The 22,294-nt window shown below is 48.1% G+C and carries 19 protein-coding genes; 8 read left to right on the forward strand and 11 right to left on the reverse strand.

What is annotated here, in order from left to right; all coding sequences use genetic code 11:
* Positions 1 to 10 precede the first annotated feature (10 nt).
* A complete protein-coding gene (locus tag ACFQRK_RS13140; protein ID WP_379007365.1) occupies positions 11 to 508 on the forward strand; it encodes a peptidylprolyl isomerase in 498 nt (165 codons plus the stop codon).
* A 3-nt stretch (positions 509 to 511) separates the two neighbouring features.
* Here ACFQRK_RS13140 and mnmD read toward each other — a convergent pair whose 3' ends face one another.
* Entirely contained in the window at positions 512 to 1,186 is a 675-nt protein-coding gene (gene mnmD, locus ACFQRK_RS13145; protein ID WP_379007368.1) for a tRNA (5-methylaminomethyl-2-thiouridine)(34)-methyltransferase MnmD, read from the reverse strand.
* Positions 1,176 to 2,456 (reverse strand): replication-associated recombination protein A, encoded by a 1,281-nt coding sequence (locus ACFQRK_RS13150; protein WP_379007370.1) that lies wholly within the window; start codon positions 2,454 to 2,456, stop codon positions 1,176 to 1,178. Before ACFQRK_RS13150 ends, mnmD begins: the two co-directional genes overlap by 11 nt.
* 300 nt (positions 2,457 to 2,756) lie before the next feature.
* Here ACFQRK_RS13150 and ACFQRK_RS13155 point away from each other — a divergent pair, with 300 nt between their 5' ends.
* From ACFQRK_RS13155 to ACFQRK_RS13165, 3 genes are all read left to right on the forward strand, one after another.
* Positions 2,757 to 3,893, forward strand: coding sequence for a tetratricopeptide repeat protein (locus ACFQRK_RS13155; RefSeq protein ID WP_379007371.1), 1,137 nt, complete (start codon positions 2,757 to 2,759; stop codon positions 3,891 to 3,893).
* A gap of 139 nt (positions 3,894 to 4,032) precedes the next feature.
* A complete protein-coding gene (locus tag ACFQRK_RS13160; protein WP_379007373.1) occupies positions 4,033 to 6,153 on the forward strand; it encodes a carboxy terminal-processing peptidase in 2,121 nt (706 codons plus the stop codon).
* A 1-nt stretch (position 6,154) separates the two neighbouring features.
* Positions 6,155 to 7,597 carry a sulfatase gene (locus tag ACFQRK_RS13165; RefSeq protein WP_379007375.1) on the forward strand — a complete coding sequence of 481 codons (1,443 nt, stop codon included), beginning with the start codon at positions 6,155 to 6,157 and terminating at the stop codon, positions 7,595 to 7,597.
* Between the two features lie 16 nt (positions 7,598 to 7,613).
* Here the strand turns inward: ACFQRK_RS13165 and ACFQRK_RS13170 are convergent, their stop codons facing one another.
* The gene (locus tag ACFQRK_RS13170; protein ID WP_379007377.1) at positions 7,614 to 8,516 is read right to left on the reverse strand and encodes a DMT family transporter; all 903 of its coding nucleotides are present in this window, start codon (positions 8,514 to 8,516) and stop codon (positions 7,614 to 7,616) included.
* A gap of 100 nt (positions 8,517 to 8,616) precedes the next feature.
* On the opposite strand from ACFQRK_RS13170, the gene ACFQRK_RS13175 reads away from it, so the two are divergent.
* Positions 8,617 to 9,363: a rhomboid family intramembrane serine protease gene (locus ACFQRK_RS13175; RefSeq protein ID WP_379007379.1), complete on the forward strand. Its 747-nt coding sequence runs from the start codon at positions 8,617 to 8,619 to the stop codon at positions 9,361 to 9,363.
* 262 nt (positions 9,364 to 9,625) lie between these two features.
* Here the strand turns inward: ACFQRK_RS13175 and ACFQRK_RS13180 are convergent, their stop codons facing one another.
* From ACFQRK_RS13180 to ACFQRK_RS13190, 3 genes are read right to left on the reverse strand one after another with little or no spacing between them, the layout of a single operon-like run.
* A complete protein-coding gene (locus ACFQRK_RS13180; RefSeq protein ID WP_379007381.1) occupies positions 9,626 to 10,537 on the reverse strand; it encodes a hypothetical protein in 912 nt (303 codons plus the stop codon).
* Positions 10,534 to 11,178: an FkbM family methyltransferase gene (locus ACFQRK_RS13185; RefSeq protein ID WP_379007383.1), complete on the reverse strand. Its 645-nt coding sequence runs from the start codon at positions 11,176 to 11,178 to the stop codon at positions 10,534 to 10,536. Before ACFQRK_RS13185 ends, ACFQRK_RS13180 begins: the two co-directional genes overlap by 4 nt.
* Complete coding sequence (locus ACFQRK_RS13190) at positions 11,175 to 12,524, reverse strand: flippase (RefSeq protein ID WP_379007385.1); 1,350 nt, start codon at positions 12,522 to 12,524, stop codon at positions 11,175 to 11,177. Before ACFQRK_RS13190 ends, ACFQRK_RS13185 begins: the two co-directional genes overlap by 4 nt.
* Positions 12,525 to 12,952: 428 nt before the next feature.
* Here ACFQRK_RS13190 and tpx point away from each other — a divergent pair, with 428 nt between their 5' ends.
* Both tpx and ACFQRK_RS13200 read left to right on the forward strand, forming a co-directional pair.
* Positions 12,953 to 13,453, forward strand: coding sequence for a thiol peroxidase (gene tpx, locus ACFQRK_RS13195; protein WP_379007386.1), 501 nt, complete (start codon positions 12,953 to 12,955; stop codon positions 13,451 to 13,453).
* A 52-nt stretch (positions 13,454 to 13,505) separates the two neighbouring features.
* Entirely contained in the window at positions 13,506 to 14,687 is a 1,182-nt protein-coding gene (locus tag ACFQRK_RS13200) for an acyloxyacyl hydrolase (protein WP_379007388.1), read from the forward strand.
* Here the strand turns inward: ACFQRK_RS13200 and pgi are convergent.
* The 5 genes from pgi to ACFQRK_RS13225 form a co-directional block, all read right to left on the reverse strand.
* Entirely contained in the window at positions 14,680 to 16,332 is a 1,653-nt protein-coding gene (pgi, locus tag ACFQRK_RS13205) for a glucose-6-phosphate isomerase (protein WP_379007390.1), read from the reverse strand. The genes ACFQRK_RS13200 and pgi overlap by 8 nt on opposite strands.
* Positions 16,333 to 16,353: 21 nt before the next feature.
* The gene (locus ACFQRK_RS13210) at positions 16,354 to 17,004 is read right to left on the reverse strand and encodes a lipoprotein signal peptidase (protein ID WP_379007392.1); all 651 of its coding nucleotides are present in this window, start codon (positions 17,002 to 17,004) and stop codon (positions 16,354 to 16,356) included.
* 87 nt (positions 17,005 to 17,091) lie between these two features.
* Positions 17,092 to 17,478, reverse strand: coding sequence for a TraR/DksA family transcriptional regulator (locus ACFQRK_RS13215; RefSeq protein ID WP_379007393.1), 387 nt, complete (start codon positions 17,476 to 17,478; stop codon positions 17,092 to 17,094).
* 4 nt (positions 17,479 to 17,482) lie between these two features.
* Complete coding sequence (gene ileS, locus ACFQRK_RS13220) at positions 17,483 to 20,896, reverse strand: isoleucine--tRNA ligase (RefSeq protein WP_379007395.1); 3,414 nt, start codon at positions 20,894 to 20,896, stop codon at positions 17,483 to 17,485.
* 359 nt (positions 20,897 to 21,255) lie between these two features.
* Positions 21,256 to 21,609 carry a HesB/IscA family protein gene (locus tag ACFQRK_RS13225; RefSeq protein WP_379007396.1) on the reverse strand — a complete coding sequence of 118 codons (354 nt, stop codon included), beginning with the start codon at positions 21,607 to 21,609 and terminating at the stop codon, positions 21,256 to 21,258.
* 97 nt (positions 21,610 to 21,706) lie between these two features.
* Between ACFQRK_RS13225 and ACFQRK_RS13230 the strand changes: the two genes are divergently transcribed.
* A complete protein-coding gene (locus tag ACFQRK_RS13230) occupies positions 21,707 to 22,234 on the forward strand; it encodes a hypothetical protein (RefSeq protein WP_379007398.1) in 528 nt (175 codons plus the stop codon).
* Positions 22,235 to 22,294 lie beyond the last annotated feature (60 nt).

A 22,294-nucleotide genomic window follows, 5' to 3' on the forward strand; every position in this document is an offset into this window, starting at 1 on the left:
TTAAACAAAAATGACTATTGTACCCAACAGCGTTGTTACGCTGACTTACAAACTCCACACTGTTGACAATGGCGAAAAGACATTTGTTGAAGAGGCCGGCCGGGATAATCCGTTGGATTTCCTATTTGGTGTGGGCATGATGTTGCCGAAATTTGAAGAAAATATTGCCGGACTGGGGGCCGGAGATACGACTGATTTTGAACTTCAGGCTGAAGATGCATACGGCGAGTTTAATGAGCAAGCTATCGCTACGCTTCCCGTCGATATGTTTAAGGAAAGCGGTATTCCGGCCGTGGGCCAGATTCTGCCCCTACAAGACAATCAAGGGAACCAATTCCGCGGCAAGGTGACCGAGGTAAGCCCTGAGGTGGTTGTGGTTGATCTGAATCATCCGATGGCTGGTCAAAATCTCCATTTTTCCATCGAGGTTTTATCTGTACGGGAAGCGACAGCCGATGAGTTGGCACACGGGCATTCGCATGGTCCGGACGGCTCACATCATCATTAATTGTTATATTTTGATAGCTCGGAGCATCTCTCTTTTTCCCGGTGCTCCGGGCAGTTTTTCGACCGAAAAGCCCAGCCCCTTCAATGTTCGTTTTAAATGCCCAGTGATGGCATAGGTAACGAATACACCATCCGTCTTTATAAAGCTGCAGACGTGCCGCAACGTTTCTTCCGACCACATTTCCGGTTGTCTGGTCGACGCAAACGCATCGAAATAGAGGATATCAAATCGCTTACCGGTCGTGAAATGCAATATTTCCCTGTCTTTGGCAGTCAGTACGCAATCCGGGCGGATGACCTGGGGACTGCTCCAGCTGTTGCTATACTGTGTAAGGAAGGAAGTCCATAACGCAGCGGATACATACTCGTTATACCCGGTTTGTGCGATCAGTTCGGCCGATAGCGGGTGGGCCTCCACGCCTACATAATCGAGCTTGACCTGATTCCGGATACAGTAGTCCGCACTCAACAGGAAGTTGAGCCCGGTACCCAATCCGATTTCCAGAATGGATACAGATTCCGGTTGATGCAAATCCAGAAAGTAAGACAGTCCCATGCCGATAAAAACGTGCCTGCTTTCCTGCACGGCACCATGTTTCGAGTGGTAATGCTCCCCGATTTCGGCGTTGAATAAGGTCTTCGAACCGTCTGCGGTAACCACAAATGCGTTAGTAGCCATATTTGCCTTTCCAGTTTTGCCTCAATTTCTCACGTAGCTTCTCCTCGGTAGGATTCTTTCCGGGATCATATAGCTTCACCCCGCTCAGGCCATCCGGCATAAATTCCTGTTCGACAAAATTGCCCTCATAAGCATGCGCATATTGGTAATCTTTGCCGTAATTGAGTTGCTTCATCAGTTTGGTTGGCGCATTCCGGATATGCAGGGGAACGGATAAGTCGCCTGTTTGCTTGACCAATGCCTGTGCTTTATTGATGGCTTCGTATGCCGCATTGCTTTTTGCTGATGACGCCAAGTACGTGACCGTCTGCGAAAGAATGATGCGGGACTCGGGCCAACCGACCACGTTTACCGCCTGAAAACAATTATTGGCGAGGAGCAACGCATTCGGATTGGCATTGCCAATGTCCTCCGAGGCCAGAATGAGCAACCTTCGGGCGATAAAAAGTGGGTCTTCGCCCCCTTCAATCATCCGGGCCAACCAATATACCGCGGCATTTGGGTCGCTGCCCCGGATGGATTTGATAAAGGCCGAAATGATGTCATAATGCTGCTCACCTGTCTTGTCATAGATGGCCATGTTTTGCTGCACCTGCTTCAGTACAAAATCATTGGTGATTTCCAAGGGGGCTCCTCCGGCGGCATTTATGACGAGCTCAAGTACGTTTAGAAGCTTGCGGGCATCACCACCTGAAAGCCGAAGCAATGCCCCGTATTCCTTTACGGTTACCGATAATTTGCTGAGGTATTCATCTTCCGCCAGTGCTTTGTCGATGATGCCGATCAGTTCGTTTTCGGTTAGATGCTCCAATACGTATACCTGGCAGCGAGAAAGCAGCGCCGATATGACTTCGAACGATGGATTTTCGGTGGTTGCCCCGATGAGCGTAACCAACCCCCTCTCCACCGCACCAAGGAGGGAATCCTGTTGCGATTTTGAAAAGCGATGTATCTCGTCAATGAACAGGATGGGCTGTTCTTGCTGGAAATTTCGGAGTTGTTCTGCTTTATCGATCACTTCACGTACATCCTTCACGCCAGAATTGATCGCACTGAGGCTGAAAAACGATCGTTCAAGTTGTTTGGAAATGATGGAAGCCAAGGTGGTTTTGCCAACGCCCGGCGGACCCCAGAGAATCATCGAAGGGATGTTGTTTTGCTGAATGGCGTTGCGTAACACCGCCCCTTCGCCGATGATGTGCTGTTGTCCTACGTAGTCTTCAATGGTTGTGGGGCGCATACGCTCCGCCAAGGGAATCCGAGTTGCCATGTTTTTTAGCAAAGTTAGCCAAATTGCTGTGCGTATACAAATCAATTGGGTGTATTTTATTTGCAGTGACGATTTTTGGATAGGCAACGCAGCTGCGGCGCTCCCGGCCGTCTGTGACACTCGGGCGCTTGATACCTATCCAAAGCGATCCTCCGGCAACGGTCTAAGGAACTAGCGGGTGGAGATCCCCCGGCAAGACAAAATCCGGCTTGCGAGCAGTAAACCAAAACGTAACAGGATTGTAATAATGAGGAAAAGTAAGTAAGAATTCCTACCTTAGTGCGCAGATTGGAATGTATTATGAAGTTAAAACAAGGGCTGTTTATCTACGTTATATGCTTTTGTTTCTTTTTCTGTGGTGTTTTGAATGGCAGCTTTGCCCAGCAACACGTGGATTTCTCCGGCGTGGTCTCCAAATATGACAGTACGTTTGCGGGGATCGGTCCCCGTGTTTATTTTCTCCCGGCGCCGAAGACGGCCGAGGAGTTACTGGACGACCGCTATGCGGAAAAAGAAATTGATTCGGCCGTGGTGGAAGAATATGTGAACCGGATGAAGTACTATCACCGGTTGGATATGACCGGCAATGGCCGGGTATTGGCAAAATACATGCCGATTGCGGAGGCGCAGATGTCCAGTGTGGAAGGGAAGCTATGGATGGAACTGGGACGTGGAGGAACACCGGAGCAGGTGGGGTTGCAGGCAGACGTTGAAAATCGCTTGGCCATGGAATACGTGGCGTTGGGCGCATGTGATTTTGCGGTGGAGTTTTTCGAAAAGGCAATGCACGCCAAACGGACCCTGGGTAACCAATCCGATTGGGAAACGATTGCACATAACCTGGCCGTCACCTATGAGTATTTAGGGCAATTGGACAAAGCGCATGCTTTACGCCTGCAATTGTATGACCGGGCGGTAAAAAACGGAAGCAATACCCGCCAGGCGGAAACATTGATGGAATTGGCTCTTGTTAAGGCTAAGATGGGTTTTTCACCGGAAGCCGAACGGGATATCATCCGAAAAGTTGTACCCTTATTCCGTAGGGCAAAAAATGAAGCGGGCCGTGCGTCCGCTTATCGCACATTGGCTGATATTTACACCTTACAGCACAGGTACCCTGAAGCCCAATGGTTTTTGGTACAGGCGAAAACCATCGTTGACAAGGAAGGGATCAAGGACCAGCTGCCTGAGATCATATTCAACCTCGCCGAAACAAAGAAACATTCGGGTAATCCACGGGTGGCTATTGAAGAATATAAAGTAGCGAGCGATCTGGCAAAGAAGGACCATATCATGGGAATGCAGCTAGCAATCCAGGATGCGTTGGGAAGCTTATACCATCAAGCCGGCGATTATGACGGGGCTGCCCTGGCCCTCAACCGATACGACACGCTCAAAAATATCTTATTCAAAGGGGAGAAACCGCTCGATAATTGATCGGTCTGAAAACAAAACAAAAGACGCCGGTGTAATTATAGAATAGCAGTTTTTTGATTAAATTTAGCGGCTAAATAAAGACGATGGAATTGTGGGTTGGATACAATGAAGACAAAGGGATAAAAGAAGTATGGAGAATATGTTGAAGAAAGTATTTTTTGCGCTGTTTGTGGTGGCCATAGCAGCCTGCGGGTCCAAGCCGAGAGTGAACCTCGATGCGGAGACGGGAGGCCTGAAGCCAACGGCGCAACATGCCGTAATAGCTAAGGATGTGGTGGGGTTGTTTGAATCCATAAGTTATAAGAAAGTGCCTTTTGGCGATTCTATTTCCTCTGTGATTTTTGACAACCTGATCAACGCAGTAGATCAAGGGAAGAATTACCTAATGCAATCCGATATTGATGCATTTGAACAATATCGGAATACCCTGGGTGAAGATTTTCGTAAGGGTGATTTAAGCGCAGCCTATCAAGTGTTTAACGTATATATGGAACGTTACCTGGATCGGTTGAATTTTGCTTTGACGCAGATCGATGCACCACATGACTTTTCCATCGACGAACGCTATGTTTACAACCGTGAGAAAGAAAATTGGTTTGCGTCAGAGGCCGAAGCCAACGACCAATGGCGTAAGCGGGTGAAATACGATTTGCTGAATTTGCGTCTTAGCGGAAGCAATACCGATTCGGCCACGGCCAAGCAAAGGGAAACGTTGACGAGTCGGTATAAAAATTTGATCTCAATGGCGAAAAAGACGGATAATAACGAGGCCTTTCAGGTTATCATGACGGCGCTCACCGATGCGATCGACCCGCATACGAGTTATTTCAATCCGTATTTTGCACAACGATTTAATGAGGATATGGCCAATACGTTTGAGGGTATTGGCGCGAGGCTTTCCATGGAAAACGAGATGGTGAAAGTCGCCGATATCATTGTGGGCGGTCCCGTTTACAAGGCGAAGGCCCTGCAAATCGATGACCGCATCATTGGCGTAGCTCAAGGGAAAGATGGCGAATTTGAAGACATTATCGGCTGGAAGCTGGACCATGCAGTTTCCAAAATAAAAGGCCCGAAAGGCACGGTGGTGCGTTTAAAAATTATACCTGCCGGCGAGGAAGTCACTGCAGAGCCGAAAATAGTGTCCCTTACCCGCGATCGGGTGGTGATCGAAGATGAATCGGCCAAGCGTGAAATCAAGGAAGTGACTGGCGACGATGGAAAGACCTACCGGATTGGCATCATCAGCCTTCCCAAGTTCTATATTGATTTTGAGGCTTATCGGAAAAACGATCCCAATTACAAGAGCACAACGCGGGATGTCCGGCTGTTATTGGACTCGCTCAAACAGGAAAATGTGGATGCGGTCGTGATGGACCTACGATTTAATGGCGGCGGATCACTTCAGGAATCCATCGAATTAACGGGCTTGTTCATTGACAAAGGTCCGGTGGTTCAGGTCCGCGATACCCGGAATCAAATTGAGGTAAACAGCGACCGTGAAGATGGCGTGGCTTGGGATGGTCCGTTGGGTGTCATTATTAACCGATTCAGCGCTTCCGCCTCGGAAATTTTTGCTGCGGCTATCCAGGATTACGGTAGAGGCATTGTTTTGGGGTCACAGTCGTACGGCAAAGGTACTGTACAATCGGCCATTGACATGAGCCGCGTAATCAGTCCGACGGATCGCCTGCTGTTGAAAGCACAGGCTGATGGGAATGATGGGCTGCCGGCAGGTGCGCCCCAGTTCGGGCAAATTAACATTACCCTGGCTAAATTTTATCGGATTACGGGTAGCAGCACGCAACATAGAGGAGTAGAACCGGACCTCACGTTTCCGTCGCTATATTCTGCTGAAAAATATGGTGAGAGTTCGGAGCCATCGGCTTTGCCCTGGGACCAGATCAATGCTACGGATTTTGCGCCAATTACCGATTTGAAGCCGATCATCGCTCAGCTCAGTAAAAAGCACCAAGCTCGCATGGATAGTTCACAGGCGTATAAATTTCTGTTGGAAGATATTGACACCATGCAGAAGCAGGAAGCCGAAACCAGTGTGACGCTTAAGGAAGACCAATTGAAGAAAGAGCGCGAAGATAACCGGTTGAAGAATAAGAGCCGTTCAGATGCACTCCAACAGATGAAAATTAATCTGCCGCTTGGCGGAGGGGCAACGACCGATGTAGAGGAAGGGCTTGATTTCATCCAGGAGGAAAGTCTATCGGTAATGGCAGATTATGTAGGGTTGGTGAAAAAATAGGTTGCATCCTTTCACACAGTTCGGGATGGTTTTCTCGGTGGCCAGTTGGTATAAAGGAAGTCTGTTTTTTACCCTGTTCATATTACTTGCAAATGCCTTAGTCTGTGCTTCGGTGAAGGTATCAGGCGACAGCATCGTGCCCGATGCAAGACCCCATATCATTTTCTTGCTGACGGATGACCAGCGGGCGGATGCGTTGGGGGTTATGGGGAATCCCGTTATCCAAACGCCACATTTGAACGCGATGGCTAAGGACGGATATCTTTTTCGCAACGCCTATGTGACCACTTCAATATGTTCGGTAAGCCGTGCGAGCCTGCTCAGCGGCCAATACATGTCGAGGCATAAAATCAGCGATTTCAGCACCAATTTTACCGAGGAGGCACTTGCTAACACCTATCCGATGCGGTTGCAGAAAGCGGGTTATCACATCGGATTTATCGGTAAATACGGTGTGGGAAATCGGCCGCCGAGCGACCGCTTTGACTTTTGGTCATGTTGGGATCGGGGCCAGCCTCCCTATTGGTTGAAAGATGGTGCTGGCAAAGACGTTCATCATACCGACAGTGTGGAACGGGATGTTATGCGGTTTTTAGACGAATATGGAACGCAGGCGACCCCGTTTTGTTTATCGGTCAGTTTTAAAGCACCTCATGAACTTGACGGCGACCCACCTGTGTATCAAGTCCAGGAACGTTTCGAAAGTTTGTACGAGGATATTTCCATTCCTGCCCAACCTAATGGCGGCGAGGAAGCTTGGAAACGGACGCCTCCTTTTTTTCATAATCCAAAAAATATTGCCCGCAAGCGGTGGGAAGGTTTGTTCGGCTCCGAGGAGCAGTATCAGGCAAATGTAAAGAATTATTATCGGTTAATTACCGGAGTGGATGAAGTGGTAGGCAAACTACGTGAAAAACTAACCAGGTTGGGCATTGACGACCGCACGGTGATCATTTTTATGGGCGACAATGGTTTCTGTTTGGGAAACCATGGTTTGGAGGGAAAGTGGTTCGGTTATGAAGAATCGGTACGGGTACCGCTGATCATTTACGACCCCCGCAAACCGATTGCCACGCCGGGTGACATTCAGGAGATGGTGTTGAATATCGATATTGCCCCGACAATTCTCGGATATGCACAGGTGCCCATTCCGCCCTCTATGCAGGGTATGGATCTCCGGCAGGTTGCTCTGCATAAACAACCTACCCGCCCGGATTTCTATTATGAGCATACCTTTATGGGAAGTCCCGGCATCCCGAAAGTAGAAGGTGTGATTGGCAGCAGGTATAAGTACATGATTTACACGGAACACGCATACGAAGAACTGTTCGACCTTGACCAAGATCCTTATGAGTTGAATAATATCGCTGCGGATGAAGTCCACGTGCAACGATTAAAACAAATGCGGGAGCGCTATGCATTGTTAAAGCAGGCCGCTCAGTAACTGCTTATTTATCATATCAGGAACCAGGCTTTTTCGCTGTTTTCATGCGCTGGACCAGGTAGAGGCCTGATAGAACCAGCACTACGCCAACAAATGTATGCCAGGAAAGGGGTTCTTTCATCAGGACCGCCGCAATGGCGAACCCGGCGATGGGACACAGAAACAGCCAAGCCGATGCGTTGACGGGATTGTCGCGCAGGAGGTAAAGCCATAGCAGCACGGCGATGATGGATACGGGTATGGCTAGCCAAATAACGGCACCCCACCATTGGGGGGCAAATACATTTGCCGACCGGTCGAAGAAGACGACCATAAAAGGTAGCAAGCAAACCCCTCCAATGAGGGTTTGCCAGCCATTAATGGTCAAGATGTGCAGATCACCCCAGTCTTGTCTGGCAAAATAGATGGCTCCCGCCGAGTACGAGAGCATGCTTAGAAAGAGAATACCGAGGCCCAGCAAGCTCGCGTGGCTTTCCTGGTAGAGTGGGTAAGCAGCCAGCAACATGCCGGCAATACACAACAGGAAACTGAGAACCGTATTTAAGCGAATGGGTTGCTTAAACCATACGGCATTGATTAATAGAATGAGCACCGGATTCGTTGCTACGAACAATGTACCCAACCCGGCTGATACTTCCCGCATGGCCAGCACATATAAGCCCAAGTACAAGGTTATATTTAACAAGCCGTAAATAAAGAGTTGTTTCCAAATTTTTCTCTCAGAAGGCAGCCGTTGCCGCATTATCCCATGTGTCAATGCCAGCATCAGGGCAGATGCCAACGCAAACCGCGCCACCGCCATCACAAACGGCTGGGACGATTCGAGGCCGATTTTCGTCGCTGCGGACGCAGACGCCCAAAAAATCGCGAAGATCGTCCCCGACAAAAAGTAAGTGAACCGTTGGAGTTGCGTTTTCAACCTCGATGGAATTTTGCGCGAAACTACTTAAAAGAATTCACGATTTCCCAACAATCCCGATGGAATCACCTATCTTCGTCTTTAGAATAAAACGGGTAGTATGCTATTGCCTATTGGAGACGAGAATCATGACAGGAGGACATTTCCCATTGTCAACTATGTATTGATCGCGTTAAACGTCGTTGTGTTTGTGCTTTTTCAGGGCTTTGGCTATAATATCCAATTTACATTTTCATACGCCACCATTCCCGCAGAAATATTGACAGGTAGAGATATCGTTACGGATAATCAGTTGATTGTCGATCCGATATCGGGCCAGTCCTTCGAGATGCCGGGATTGCAGCCAACGGGTATCCCTGTGTTTTTGACGCTCATCACAGCCATGTTTATGCACGGCGGTATCGGGCACCTGGCGGGGAATATGCTGTACTTATGGATCTGTGGCGATAACGTCGAAGATCGGTTAGGACACTTCAGGTATCTCGTTTTTTATTTATTATGCGGCGTATTGAGCGGATTGAGTCATGTATTCAGCGTCTTGTTCTTCGGTCAGGATCTATTGACGCCTTGTTTGGGCGCCTCGGGAGCGATCTCTGCCGTCCTAGCAGGTTATGTGGTACTCTTTCCGCACAAGCGTATTACGTTTTTGCTGTTTCTTTTCTTCGTTTCTGTGCCTGCTATTCTGGCAATAGGCTTGTGGTTCCTCTTTCAGGTGAGCAACGGAATCGGAGCCTTGGGAGGGGAACAAGCAGGCGGTGTAGCTTACGCTGCACATATCGGCGGATTCATTGCGGGCTTGTTGCTGGTCAACCGTTTTAAACGACGTTTATCGTACGTTCGCAGGTAAAAGAATCGTTGCGTGGGCTTTACTATACGTCGGTTGACGGAGGCATCGCATGTTGGAGGTTGTCAACTAGCACTTGTATAAAAACGAAAGGTTTCCAAACGGGGAGAATGGAAACCTTTACTAACCAATTATAAACCTAAATTATGATGACACAAAGATAATGCACATTTCTGAAACAACTGCACTGCACTGTCCTGCCTAACGCGAGTCCATAAAAAAATAAGCTTCGATTTCCGGGTCGTTCCGGAAGTTATTTAGCGGATCAGGGTAACAGACCTTTTGCCCTGCGGATAAAGGGCTTGATGCGATAGAGGCCATCGGAAAGTTTACGGATGAGCCGTTCATCGTAGTATTGATCCGGCACAACAAAGGGGTTCGGCTGAATGCGCTGTGCATCGAGCTCGTTTGTTTGCATATCAGCGATATCGGAAGTCGTCTTATGGGTGTGCGAGGCATCTCTGCCGAAACCGATATTGCTGACCAGATTTACGGCAGGTACGATGCTGAGCCCCGAGTTAATGGCGCGGGCGAAACTCCATTGGTAATCCCATGTATCCAGGTTTTTTTCATAAACCTGCTCGTATAATGACATTCGCCAAGCGTAGGCGTTGCCCAAAAATCCTTTGAGGGTTTCGGAGGCTTTGGCTTGGCGATATTTCTCCGGCGAAAGGTCAAAATGTTTCCATGCCCTGCGCCAGCTCGCCCATCCCCATATTCCCCCGTATTTGGAAAAGAAATAGGAATATTGCGGATCGGGTGTGTACCGTCCGATAAAATTAGTGCCGGAAATCTGCATAATGCGGGTGTCGTCCCGATAGGCCGCCAGCATGGCCGCGCAAAAGTTAAAAAACGAGAGATCCGGAAGGCAGTCGTCTTCGAGGATGATGCCGCAATCCTCATGCTCGAAGAACCACGATATCCCTTCGCTTACCGCTAGTTTACAGCCAAGGTTGGTAGGCCTAAACAGGGTTTTTACCTCGCATTCCCAGTCAATGTTCCCGGTCAAAAACTGCCGTACCTGTTCAATTTTGTGAGGCTCATCCTGGACATGCGCCCGGGGGCCGTCTGAAGCCAGGTAAAGTTTAGCGGGACGGTATTGTGCCACCAGGTTGAATACCCGTTTGGTGGTATCCAAACGGTTGAACGTAAGTAGCAATACCGGAATTTTGTTCATATTGAAAAACAATTGTTAGGCCGGTAGAAAACACTGGTTTCCTTTCGGTAAAACAGACCCGGCGAAATCCCGCTGAAAGGGAGCATTTTGAAACCGGCCTGTTTAAGATAGGCAACCCCTTCCTGGAATTTCTCTAATTGACTATCATCGAAGATGATCACCCCCTGTTCGCTAAGTGCTTCGGCAGCGTGCTTGCAGCAATTATTGCGGTCAAATCCGTCGATCAGAACCACGTCGAATTTTTTGCCTTGCAACGTTGCCGCTCGGCAGTAATCGCTGTTCACGATCCCTTCATAATGGACCAATGTGACGTTTTCAGCTTTGTCTTTCATTCCCGCAGCTAACCATTCCCGGTCATGTTCGGCCGACGTGACGGACGCAACCCGTTTGGAAAAATAGCGGGTGGAATATCCCGAACCATACTCAAACACGTGGAGTGTATTGGCAAGCCGTGGCTCCATAAAGTCGATAAATGAATACGTAAACCACGGTAGCGGTTGTTTGTCCTTATCGAGAGGTACACGTGCCCGATAGGCTTCCATCCAGCCAATTTCCGCTAAATAGCCTTTCACACCGAACGAAAGCAGTGATCTGACCTTGCGCAGGCTGAATAAGCTGCTTATCGGATAAATAAACTTCATTTTTTTGTTGATTTGCGTGCTAAGGTACTCAATGTATTCCACAATACGAGCGCTTTCAAAAGGGAAATGCCATGAGCCCGTGTCCTGGGAATGAACAGGACCGAGTATGTCGAGATGAAATACGCGATCAGCGTGGCTACCGCCGCGCCATTCATGCCATAGCGGGGCAGGAGCCAGAGGTTGAGAAGAATGTTGGCTACAGCACCAACGGCGGTGCGAAGAAACGATATGCGCGTAAGGTTTTCAGCGATCAGGTATTGACCACTGGCTGTGCCAAGGAAAACGAATACCCCCGCCCAGATGTGGATGGCAAGGGTAGGTGCACCGATGCGGAACTCCGGATTATACAGCCATTGATAGATATAGGGGGCTATGAACGTGACGATCAACGCGATGCCGGCGCTGATGAGAACCATGAGTTCGTAAAGTTGCTGCAGCCGTTTTTCATAGCGTGCAGGATTGTCGCGGCGGGCATGCATGAGTGCCGGAAAGAGTGCTGCTACCAGTGCCATCGGAAAAAAATACCAGCCTTCACTCAACGCCACCACGGTGGTGTAGACGCCTAATACCGATTCCCCCCGGAAGGCATCCAACATCAGTTGATCTATTTTCATATAGAGTGTCACAAACACAGACGACAACGCCAAAGGCCAGGAACGCTTGAGCAAATTCCATGCGACTGCGCGGTCGAATTTCCAATGGAATGGATTGTGTCGCTGTGTCCGATAGGCATAGATATACCCAAATGCCAGCAGTAGCGCATCTACGAGCAGCATCCAAACAAAGGCGGTTAATGACGCTCCCAATAGGATTAACGCGAGTTTTAACAACGCTGACAGCAAATTGGCACCCACATGCACGTACATGATAAACTTGCCCTTGGCGATGGATTGGAAGTAGCAATCGATGATGTTGACAGACTGGGCGATACATATGAATGATACGATGGCTACGTATCGAAATGGAGCTGCCGGAGGTTCCGGGGCATAGTAGCTGATGAACAGGTATGCCAAATAAATCAACGGGATGATGGCCAAGCCCGCGTATAAACGCATGCGAAACGCCGATCCTAGGATGGTGCGATGCCGCTGGGGATGCACGAGCAGTTCCCGGGTTACCAAACTGTCGGTGCCCAAGCTGCTTGCAGCGGCAAAAAATGCGACCAGTACAAGCGGGTAATTAAGGATTCCGTTCTGTGCATCGCCGAGGTAGTTGGGAATGGCAATGGCCGTAACCAACATCTTAATAAGCAGCGATCCTACGCGTGCCATGAGCAGCCACCCGGTGTTTTTCAGGTACTTGTCAAACGCCTGCGCGTCAAAGCCGGGGAGGGAGGGTAGCTTCATGGGATACCGTCAGTGATTTTCGGCAAAGATAGGCGAATAATCAGCAAGTCGAGGGTTTGAATAAAAAAGACCGCTTCGCAGTTATCATACTTTGGCGGCAATCGCATGCTTGTCATTGGACTGATCTTAGACTGCTGTTAGACTGCCGCGCGTGGCTTGGCGTTCTGCGTGCTGTTAGCTTGCTGTTTGCTGGCTGTTTGCCGCACCCTGACCGCAAGGGGATAGGAGTCAGACTACCAGCTGACCCCTCCATAATATGTCGCGGTTGAGTTGCCGTGACGCGCGCCTTTGGCAAATCTCCCGTGGTCATAAGGTTGGGTGTCCAGCAAAAAAATCGTTTCTTGTAATATCATTCGGGTGTAATCAAATGCATTATTCTTTTTGCATGCCATCGTAATTTGCTAATATTACCCGAAAATTAGCAAACTATGGCAACGATCACATTCAAAGGTACAGAAGTTCATACTACGGGCGAGCTTCCTTCAGTTGGAAGTCAGGCTCCCGATTTCAAATTGACAGCGGGTAATTTGTCGGATAAGACCCTGGCTGATTATCAAGGTAAAAAAGTAATCCTTAATATCTTTCCAAGCATTGATACGGGTACCTGTGCGGCTTCGGTGAGAACCTTTAATCAGAAAGCTGCAGGACTCGACAACACGGTCGTGCTTTGTATTTCGAAAGACTTGCCTTTTGCTCAGGGACGTTTTTGTGCAGCTGAAGGGATCAGTAATGTCGAAACGCTTTCCGAATACAAGGACGGCAATTTCTCCGATGCCTATCAGTTGAAAATTTCCGATGGTCCACTGGCTGGATTGTTAAGCCGCGCGGTGGTGGTTATCGACGAAAATGGGAAAGTGCGCTATACCGAGCAAGTTTCGGAAATCGCAGACGAACCCAATTATGACGCTGCCCTAACTGCAATAGCGTAACCTTAGGCAGAGCCGGATACGGCTTTTAAGGTTTCGCGGATGCATTTACTCCATGACCAGAACAAAGCCTTATTTCTGCAGGTGGGGAATGATTGCCATCTTCCTATTGGGTTGTTTACCTGATCTGCAGGCCCAAATCTGGCCCCGGGGTCAGGTAGATACTCCTTATCTGCATATTCCTAAGCGGAGGCAGTTGCTGGTGCAGTTGGATATTGAGAACGGGGGGATGATCGCCAACAACAAATTAGTTCGTGAATCATTCGGAAACATCTATTATAACGGGATCAACCTGCGGGTTGGCTGGCAAACAGATCGGGAGGGAGATAGCTACCATCAGTTATATAATTTTCCGATCTACGGGATTGGGCTTTATGCTAGCACCTTTCGGAAAGCAGAAATCGGTACCCCTACAGCCCTCTATGGGTTCTTTGCAGCTCCTATAACCGCGGGGCGTTTCAAACGGTGGGACTTTAATTATCGGATTTCGTTGGGATTGGCCAGTAACTTTGAACCCTATGATGAAGAAAACAATCCGTTGAATATCTTATTGGGTACGCATCGGAACGTCTTTATCGATTTGGGTTTTCAAGCCAATTACCGGATAAGTAACCAGTTGCAGTTGGGGGCTGGCTTGTCATTCCATCACTTTTCCAATGGCTCAATCCGGCAACCTAATAAGGGTATCAATCTGTTGCCCTTGAGTGTCACCGCGACTTACGTTCCCCATCGGCAGATACCGGATTTTACCAAACGGGAATTACCTGAACTTGACGAAAAAGGACAGATTCATCTGCATTATGCTTTCGGTATTAAGCAATTTGAACCCCGGAATAGAAAACGATACTTCAAATCTACGGTTGGGGTGTATTGGAGTTATGCGGTAGGTTACAAATGGCGTCTCGGCGTGGGTGGCGACCTGTTTTATTCCGATTCGGGGAATCAGCCCGAAATTGCCGGCGATGCGCTTAATAAGGTAAAGTCCATGTTTTCGGGAGGTCCTGCCTTCTACGTCGACCATGTGTTGACCAAGCGATTATACCTTAATGGCAATGTTGGCGTCTATGTACATCGGAATAAATTCAATGGAGAGGTTAAGCCGATGTTTTTGCGCATCGGTACACGATACAAGGTTTGGAAAAACGCTTACGCCGGTGTATCCATCAAAGCGCACGCTGGAAAGGCCGACTTTGTGGAGTGGACAATGGGATATACCATACAACGCCGGCCTATTTAGCCCGCCATTGCTTATATTGATTGATCAATCCGTTGGTCGAAGCGTCGTGCGAATTAACCAGTTCATCATTCCGCAGTTCCGGAAGGATTTTCCCGGCCAATTGTTTGCCAAGTTCCACACCCCACTGATCGAAGCTGAAAATATTCCAGATGATACCCTGAACAAATATCTTATGTTCATAAAGCGCAATCAGCGAACCTAATGTGTAAGGAGTGATTTTCTTGATAAGAAATGAATTGCTCGGGCGATTGCCCTCGAACACCTTAAATGCTTTCAACTGTTCAATTTCGTCGTCGGTTTTTCCAGAAGTTTTCAGTTCAGCTACCACTTCGGCCTCATCCTTGCCGTTCATCAATGCTTCGGTCTGCGCAAAAAAGTTGGATAGCAATAGCGTATGATGCTCACCCAGAGGATTATGTGTTTGCACCGGCGCGATAAAATCGCAAGGGATCAATTTGGTGCCTTGGTGAATAAGCTGGTAAAAGGCATGCTGGCCGTTGGTACCTGGTTCTCCCCAGATGATGGGACCGGTTTGATAATCCACAGGATTGCCGTTCCGATCCACATACTTGCCATTGCTTTCCATATCGCCTTGTTGGAAATAGGCTGCAAACCGGTGCAAATATTGGTCATAAGGAAGAATGGCCTGTGTTTCGGCATCAAAGAAATTGTTATACCAGGTGCCCATCAGGGCCATGATTACCGGAATGTTGTCTTCGAGGGGTGTATTGCGGAAATGCTCGTCGGTAGCGTAGGCGCCTTGGAGTAGTTGCGAGAAATTGTCGTAACCGATGCTCAACACAATAGAAAGGCCAATCGCGCTCCACAGGGAGTATCGCCCGCCTACCCAATCCCAAAATTCAAACATGTTTTTTGTATCGATACCGAAATCGGCAACGGCCTGACTGTTGGTAGATAGCGCCACAAAATGCTTGGCAACAGCCGAACGGTCTGCACCACTATCCAGCAACCACTGCCGTGCTGAGTGGGCATTTGCCATGGTTTCCTGCGTGGTAAAGGTCTTGGAGGCGATCAAGAACAACGTGGTTTCGGGATTGATTCCTTTTAACGTTTCGGCAATGTGTGTGCCATCTACATTGGAAACAAAATGGACGTTGAGGTGGTTTTTATAGGGTTTGAGCGCTTCGGTAACCATTACCGGGCCTAAATCAGAACCGCCGATTCCAATATTAACCACATCGGTAATCGCCTTACCCGTATGGCCTCTCCAGTCGCCATTGATAATTTTCGCGGAAAAATCGCGCATTTTGGCCAATACTGCATGAACTCCGGGCATAACGTCGTTTCCATCGACCAAAATAAGTTCGCTGCTTTGGTTACGGAGCGCGGTGTGAAGTACGGCACGTTTCTCGGTTTCGTTGATGGCCTCGCCGGCAAACATCGCATGGATGGCATCTTCCAGCTGGCATTCCCGAGCCAGTTGGATGAGCAACGCCTTCGTGGTATCGTCGATCCTATTCTTTGAATAATCAAAAAAGATGTCACCAAACGTGATCGAAAATTTCTCGAACCGATCCGGATCTTCCCGAAATAATTCGCGGAGGTGCTTCGGCGCGATGTCGATATAATGATTACTCAAGTATTTATAGGCAGATGTTTGGGTAAAATCGATACGGGGAAACATAATTTTTGAGTTAGTAAGGGGTCAATCTTCGATGACTTCGCTGTTATAACTTTCCGGTTCCACAACCTCTTCCTTAAAATAACGCTTTTGGTATATAAGGATGAGTGCAACTCCTACTGTGATAGCCGAGTCGGCAATGTTAAATACCGGTCGGAAAAAGAGGAAATCTTCTCCTCCCCAAACCGGAAACCACGATGGGAAATGCCCCTGGATAAGGGGAAAGTAAAGCATATCTACGACTTTTCCGTGAAACAAGCTGGAATAGCCGCCACCCGGGGGGAAAAGCTGTGCTTTTTCAAACCAGGTGCTTTCGCTGAATATCAGTCCATAGAACGTGGAGTCGATAATGTTTCCCATCGCGCCCGCAAAAATAAGCGCAACATTCAGGATAAACCCCCGGTGATACTTCCGCTTGATCATGTAATGCAAGCCATAGCCGATGCCGATTACGGCTGCTATACGAAATAACGAAAGAGCCAATTTGCCAGCTTCGCCACCAAACTCAAGGCCGAAAGCCATACCGTTGTTTTCGGTAAAATGAATGATAAACCAATCACCAAGAATTTTGTATTCCTGGCCAAGCGTCATGTTTAACTTGATCCATAGCTTGGAAAGTTGATCTATAACGAGTATCGATAGAATCAGGATTACGGGTTTGGTATAGCCTTTCATTGCGTAGCTGTGGCTTCAGCGGTCAGCTATCGGCATTCAGCGGCTGTCATAGCTGATTTCCGAGAACTGAACGCTGATTGCTGTTAATTAATACTGTTTCAATTTGGCTTCCATGCTTAACGTCGTGTGCGGTACAGCACGGAGTCGCTCCTTTTGAATAAGTTTGCCCGTTTCGCGGCAGATACCGTAAGTCTTGTTCTCAATACGCACCAAAGCCGCTTCTAGGTTGTCAATGAATTTTTTCTGACGTGCCGCCAATTGATTCGTCTGTTCTTTTTCCAACGTGGCAGACCCATCTTCCAAGGTCTTGAAAGTGCCTGCCGTATCGTCAGTTCCATTGCCATTGCTGCTATTCAGCGACTTGGTCAAGGATAACAGTTCTTCTTTCGCTATCCGTAGTTTTTCGAGGATGATCTCCTTGAACTCTTGTAGCTCAGCATCACTATACCGTGTTTTCTCGTTGTTATTTGACATAATTTTACACTTTTTCTATTAAAACGTTCATCTCCTTTTCAGCGATCTCTATCGTGTCACCCGTAGCGAGGCTATCCTCAAATATCAAAGAGTCTGCCAATATCTCGGTGCGAATATAAGATAAATTACCCTGAGCCGCGGCAGCGATGTCCGGAATGTTGCTTAGACTCACGCGGATCCGATCGGTTACTTCAAACCCCCGTTCTTTGCGAAGGTTCTGAATGCGGTTTACCAATTCACGGGAAATGCCTTCGTTTTTAAGTTCCGGTGTGATATGAATATCCAATGCTACAGTGAGGTTGCCTAAGTTGGCCACTTGCCATCCGGCGACGTCTTCGGCAATAATTTCTACGTCAGATGCCAATACGGTATATCTCGATCCGAGTATGGAAATTTGCCCAGTCTGTTCGAGCGTGGTAATTTCATCCGGCCGTAGGGCTTGGATGGCTCCGGCAACTTCTTTCATGTCTTTGCCTACTTTTGGACCTAACGTCTTGAAGTTGGGCTTGATTTTCTTCTTAATGATACCCGAGGTGTCGGTAATAAACTCGATTCCTTTGATATTGGTTTCTGAGAGAATCAAATCCTTAACGGTTTCCACTTTGCGCTGGAAGTCGCCATCCAGTACGGGCAATAGAATTTTGTTCAGCGGTTGCCGAACGTTGATGCCGGTTTTTTTGCGCAGTGATAAGGTGAGTGAAGAAATATCCTGCGCGAGGGCCATGCGGTCTTCCAGATCTTTGTCGACCTGTTCGGTGTGATAAGCAGGGAAATCCGCTAGGTGAACCGACTCGGCTGACTCCTTGCCGGTTACGTTGTTCAGGTCTAAATACAGCCGGTCGCTGAAAAACGGTGCAATGGGCGACATCAGTTTAGCAACGGTATCCAGACACGTGTAAAGTGTTTGGTAAGCTGAAATTTTATCGGGGGTATAGTCGCCTTTCCAAAATCGTCTGCGACAAAGGCGTACGTACCAGTTGCTCAAATGCTCATCCACGAATGTTTGGATAGCCCGGGCGGCTTTAGTGGGTTCAAAGTCGGCATAGTAACTGTCTATCTCTTTGGTCAGACTATTGAGTAAGGAAATAATCCAGCGATCGATCTCCGGCCGGTTAGCGACGGGTAAATCGGGCTCTCGATAGGCGAACTTATCAATATTAGCGTATAATGCAAAGAAGGCATAGGTGTTGTACAGGGTGCCGAAAAATTTACGGCGTACCTCATCGAGCCCTTCTTCATTGAATTTCAGGTTGTCCCAAGGTGCGGCGTTACTGATCATGTACCATCGTGTGGCGTCTGCACTGTATTTGTCAATGGTAGCAAACGGATCCACCGCGTTGCCTAGTCTTTTTGACATTTTATTGCCGTTTTTATCCAGCACCAAACCATTGGACACGACATTTTTGAAGGCTACAGAATGCTTGAGCATGGTGGAGATGGCGTGCAAGGTGAAAAACCACCCGCGGGTCTGGTCTACGCCTTCGGCAATGAAATCTGCCGGGTAAGCATCCTCAAACGGGGCCTTGAAGGGAGTAGCGCTGCCAGCAGTCAGCTTCTGTTGGTCTAATCCCCATTGAGCAAAGGGCATGGCCCCGCTATCAAACCATACGTCGATAAGATCGGGTTCACGGTAGAGTTTTTGCCCCGCATCTGACACCAAAACGACATCGTCTACATACGGACGGTGCAGATCCAGTTCGTCTGTCCCGAATTTGCTGAGATATTGCCGAAGTTTGGCTTTCTCATCCTCATTGAGCACATCCGAAGCAAGACTGCTTTTAATTCTCGTTTTTAGTTCCGCAATGGAACCGATGCAGATTTCTTCGTTTTCGTCAGCGCTGCGCCATATGGGCAGCGGTGTGCCCCAATACCGGGAACGTGAGAGATTCCAGTCAACCAGATTTTCCAACCAATTGCCAAAGCGGCCTGTGCCCGTGGCTTCTGGTTTCCAGTTGATGGTTTTGTTAAGCGCAACCAATTCGTCTTTCACCGCCGTGGTACGGATAAACCAGCTGTCCAATGGGTAATAAAGGACCGGCTTGTCCGTACGCCAGCAATGTGGATAGCTGTGCTCATATTTCTTGACTTCAAACGCTTTGTTCTCCTCTTTCAGTTTGATGGCAATCAGCACGTCGGTGGGTTTAAAACCCTCCGCCGACCGCTCCTCATCACTATAGTATTCTTCTTTTACAAATCGGCCGCCAAATTCACCGATCTCTTTCACGAAACGTCCGCGTTTGTCAACGATAGGTGCATCCTTGCCGTTTTCATCTTTCACGAATACGCCCGGCACATCGTTTTCCCGGCTTACACGGAAGTCGTCCGCCCCGAATGTCGCTGAAGCATGTACAATGCCTGTGCCGTCTTCGGTGGTGACAAAGTCGCCGGCGATAACACGGAATCCTTTTTGCTCCAACTCCTCACTTGTAACATAGGGAAGAAGCTGATGGTAGCGGAGGTTGACCAATTCGGCTCCCGAAAATTCCTCACGGATCTCCCAAGGAATGATCTTGTCACCTTGCTTATAGTCTTTTAGTGAAATCGTTTCGCCTTCGGGCTTAAAGTATCGGCCAATCAAATCCCGTGCTAGTACAACGCTTACCGGCTCAAATGTGTACGGATTGAAAGTACGGATTTTAACATAGCGGATTTCCTTGCCGACAACCAGTGCACTGTTGGCTGGCAAGGTCCACGGTGTGGTTGTCCACGCCAAAAAGGCCGTATCTTCGTTTTCGTCTTCGAACAAAGCCGCCATCGCCTGATGTACTTGGTCGCGCTTGATGCGGAACTCAGCGACAACGGTGGTGTCTTTTAACGGTTTGTACGTGCCGGGTTGATTAAGCTCGTGTGAGCTAAGGCCGGTTCCCGCAGCGGGGGAATAAGGTTGTATCGTATACCCCTTGTAGAGCAGGCCTTTTTTATAAAGCTCTTTTAGTATCCACCAAAGGGTTTCTATATATTCGTTTTCATAGGTGATATACGGGTTGTCCAGATCAACCCAATACCCCATTTTTTCCGTTAAGTCATTCCATACATCTGTATACTTCATGACTTCTCTGCGGCATGCGGCATTGTAATCGGCTACGGAAATGGTTTTGCCAATGTCTTCCTTGGTGATACCCAGTGTTTTTTCAACGGCAAGTTCAATGGGTAGACCATGCGTGTCCCAACCGCCTTTCCGTTTTACCTGATAGCCCTTAAGTGTTTTATAACGGCAGAAAATATCCTTAATGGTGCGCGCCATCACGTGATGGATACCAGGCATCCCGTTGGCCGATGGAGGGCCTTCATAGAAGGTGTATGGCTTGTCGGCCGGACGTTGAGAAATGCTTTTTTCAAAGATTTTTTCCGCCTGCCAACGAACGAGTACTTCTTTGCCAATTTCGGATAAATGAAGCTGCTTATATTCCTTGTACATCAATTATTTGTGTTCAAAAATGAGGTTGCAAAGATAGTGAATTAGTACGAAAGCTGAAAAAGAGATATGATTCGGACAGTTGCTCCTCAACTGGAATCGGTTCGCTTTGCTCCCAATTCCTAGGTTTCGTCTGCAACTGTCCGAATCCAAGGGGATAAAGAGGAAGGGAGATATGATTCGGACGGTTGCTCCTCAACTGGAATCGGTTCGCTTTGCTCCCCATTCCCAGGTTTCGTCTGCAACTGTCCGATCCAAGGGGGGAAAGTAAAGCCGGTCGACTGCTATTAGCGAGTACTGCCTATGGCGGTGGCTTATCGTATTAGCAGATAAGGGAAATTAATTTTTCTTAGTGAAAATTCTTACGCGGAAAACGATGAGCCACATCCACAGGTGCTGCTCGCGTTCGGGTTATTGAAGGTGAAACCTCGGGCGTCAAGGCCATTTTTGAAGTCGATTTCCATGCCGGCAAGATATAAGCCGTGCGCCTTGTTCATGAAAACACGTATTCCTTCGATATCGTATTCGGAATCCCCGTCCTTTTTCTGGTCAAATCCCAGTACATAATTCATGCCGGCGCATCCGCCACCTTCCACACCTACCCGCAATCCGAAATCATCCGATATTTCTTGTTGCTCTTTCAGTTTTTTAAGTTCACTGACGGCACCCGGTGTCAACGTCACCGGTGCTGAAGGCGAAAGCGTTGCTGTACTCATCTCAATTCTGATTTAATTTCAAACACACAAAAATACATAAATTTCGCCACTTTTGCAGAGGAATAAGGATTTTTACGTTCCGTAAACATTAAGGCGCATGGATATTATCGCATTTTCAATTGATGTTGTCAAATATGTTTTGGCTGGATGCATGGTCGTCGGTCTAGCTAATTGGATGTTTTGGAAAAAGTATAATGGATATACATTCCGACTTAAAATGCTTGAACAGAAACATGCGGCCAAAAAGGATATCCTACCACTGCGCTTGCAGGCTTACGAACGGCTTATCTTATTTGCTGAACGGATCAATCCCGTGAATCTTTTAGTTCGCTTACATCAGCAAGGAACGGATGCCGAAGAATTCGAACAGCGTCTTATCAATGAAATCCGTGCAGAATATGAGCATAACATTACGCAACAGCTGTATGTGAGTGATGTTGCATGGTCGGTTACCAGGCAATTGAAAGATAACACCGTTGCCCTCATCCGCAATGCTGGTAAGGGCTTGCAAGCCAATGCAAGTGCAAAAGAACTCAGTACGGTTCTTCTTAATCATATCGCTGCATTAGACGGAAACCCTTATGAGATTGCCGTTAGGACCATTAAAAATGAATTGATGGGTTGATATTAAGTTCGAGCAAGTTGTATCTTTTTTATATCTTTGCGCAACTTTTTAACATTCAAT

Source organism: Parapedobacter sp. GCM10030251, assembly GCF_042666505.1.
Classification (GTDB): Bacteria; Bacteroidota; Bacteroidia; order Sphingobacteriales; family Sphingobacteriaceae; genus Parapedobacter.

What these genes read in the sequence shown, in the direction of transcription:
- ACFQRK_RS13190 (WP_379007385.1), bottom strand. Translation starts at nt 12,524, where the DNA reads ATGAAGCTACCCTCCCTCCCCGGCTTTGACGCGCAGGCGTTTGACAAG.
- ACFQRK_RS13180 (WP_379007381.1), bottom strand. Translation starts at nt 10,537, where the DNA reads ATGAACAAAATTCCGGTATTGCTACTTACGTTCAACCGTTTGGATACC.
- ACFQRK_RS13140 (WP_379007365.1), top strand. Translation starts at nt 11, where the DNA reads ATGACTATTGTACCCAACAGCGTTGTTACGCTGACTTACAAACTCCAC.
- ACFQRK_RS13210 (WP_379007392.1), bottom strand. Translation starts at nt 17,004, where the DNA reads ATGAAAGGCTATACCAAACCCGTAATCCTGATTCTATCGATACTCGTT.
- ACFQRK_RS13185 (WP_379007383.1), bottom strand. Translation starts at nt 11,178, where the DNA reads ATGAAGTTTATTTATCCGATAAGCAGCTTATTCAGCCTGCGCAAGGTC.
- tpx (WP_379007386.1), top strand. Translation starts at nt 12,953, where the DNA reads ATGGCAACGATCACATTCAAAGGTACAGAAGTTCATACTACGGGCGAG.
- ileS (WP_379007395.1), bottom strand. Translation starts at nt 20,896, where the DNA reads ATGTACAAGGAATATAAGCAGCTTCATTTATCCGAAATTGGCAAAGAA.
- ACFQRK_RS13155 (WP_379007371.1), top strand. Translation starts at nt 2,757, where the DNA reads ATGAAGTTAAAACAAGGGCTGTTTATCTACGTTATATGCTTTTGTTTC.
- ACFQRK_RS13215 (WP_379007393.1), bottom strand. Translation starts at nt 17,478, where the DNA reads ATGTCAAATAACAACGAGAAAACACGGTATAGTGATGCTGAGCTACAA.
- ACFQRK_RS13175 (WP_379007379.1), top strand. Translation starts at nt 8,617, where the DNA reads ATGCTATTGCCTATTGGAGACGAGAATCATGACAGGAGGACATTTCCC.
- pgi (WP_379007390.1), bottom strand. Translation starts at nt 16,332, where the DNA reads ATGTTTCCCCGTATCGATTTTACCCAAACATCTGCCTATAAATACTTG.
- ACFQRK_RS13225 (WP_379007396.1), bottom strand. Translation starts at nt 21,609, where the DNA reads ATGAGTACAGCAACGCTTTCGCCTTCAGCACCGGTGACGTTGACACCG.
- ACFQRK_RS13200 (WP_379007388.1), top strand. Translation starts at nt 13,506, where the DNA reads ATGACCAGAACAAAGCCTTATTTCTGCAGGTGGGGAATGATTGCCATC.
- ACFQRK_RS13160 (WP_379007373.1), top strand. Translation starts at nt 4,033, where the DNA reads ATGTTGAAGAAAGTATTTTTTGCGCTGTTTGTGGTGGCCATAGCAGCC.
- mnmD (WP_379007368.1), bottom strand. Translation starts at nt 1,186, where the DNA reads ATGGCTACTAACGCATTTGTGGTTACCGCAGACGGTTCGAAGACCTTA.
- ACFQRK_RS13230 (WP_379007398.1), top strand. Translation starts at nt 21,707, where the DNA reads ATGGATATTATCGCATTTTCAATTGATGTTGTCAAATATGTTTTGGCT.
- ACFQRK_RS13150 (WP_379007370.1), bottom strand. Translation starts at nt 2,456, where the DNA reads ATGGCAACTCGGATTCCCTTGGCGGAGCGTATGCGCCCCACAACCATT.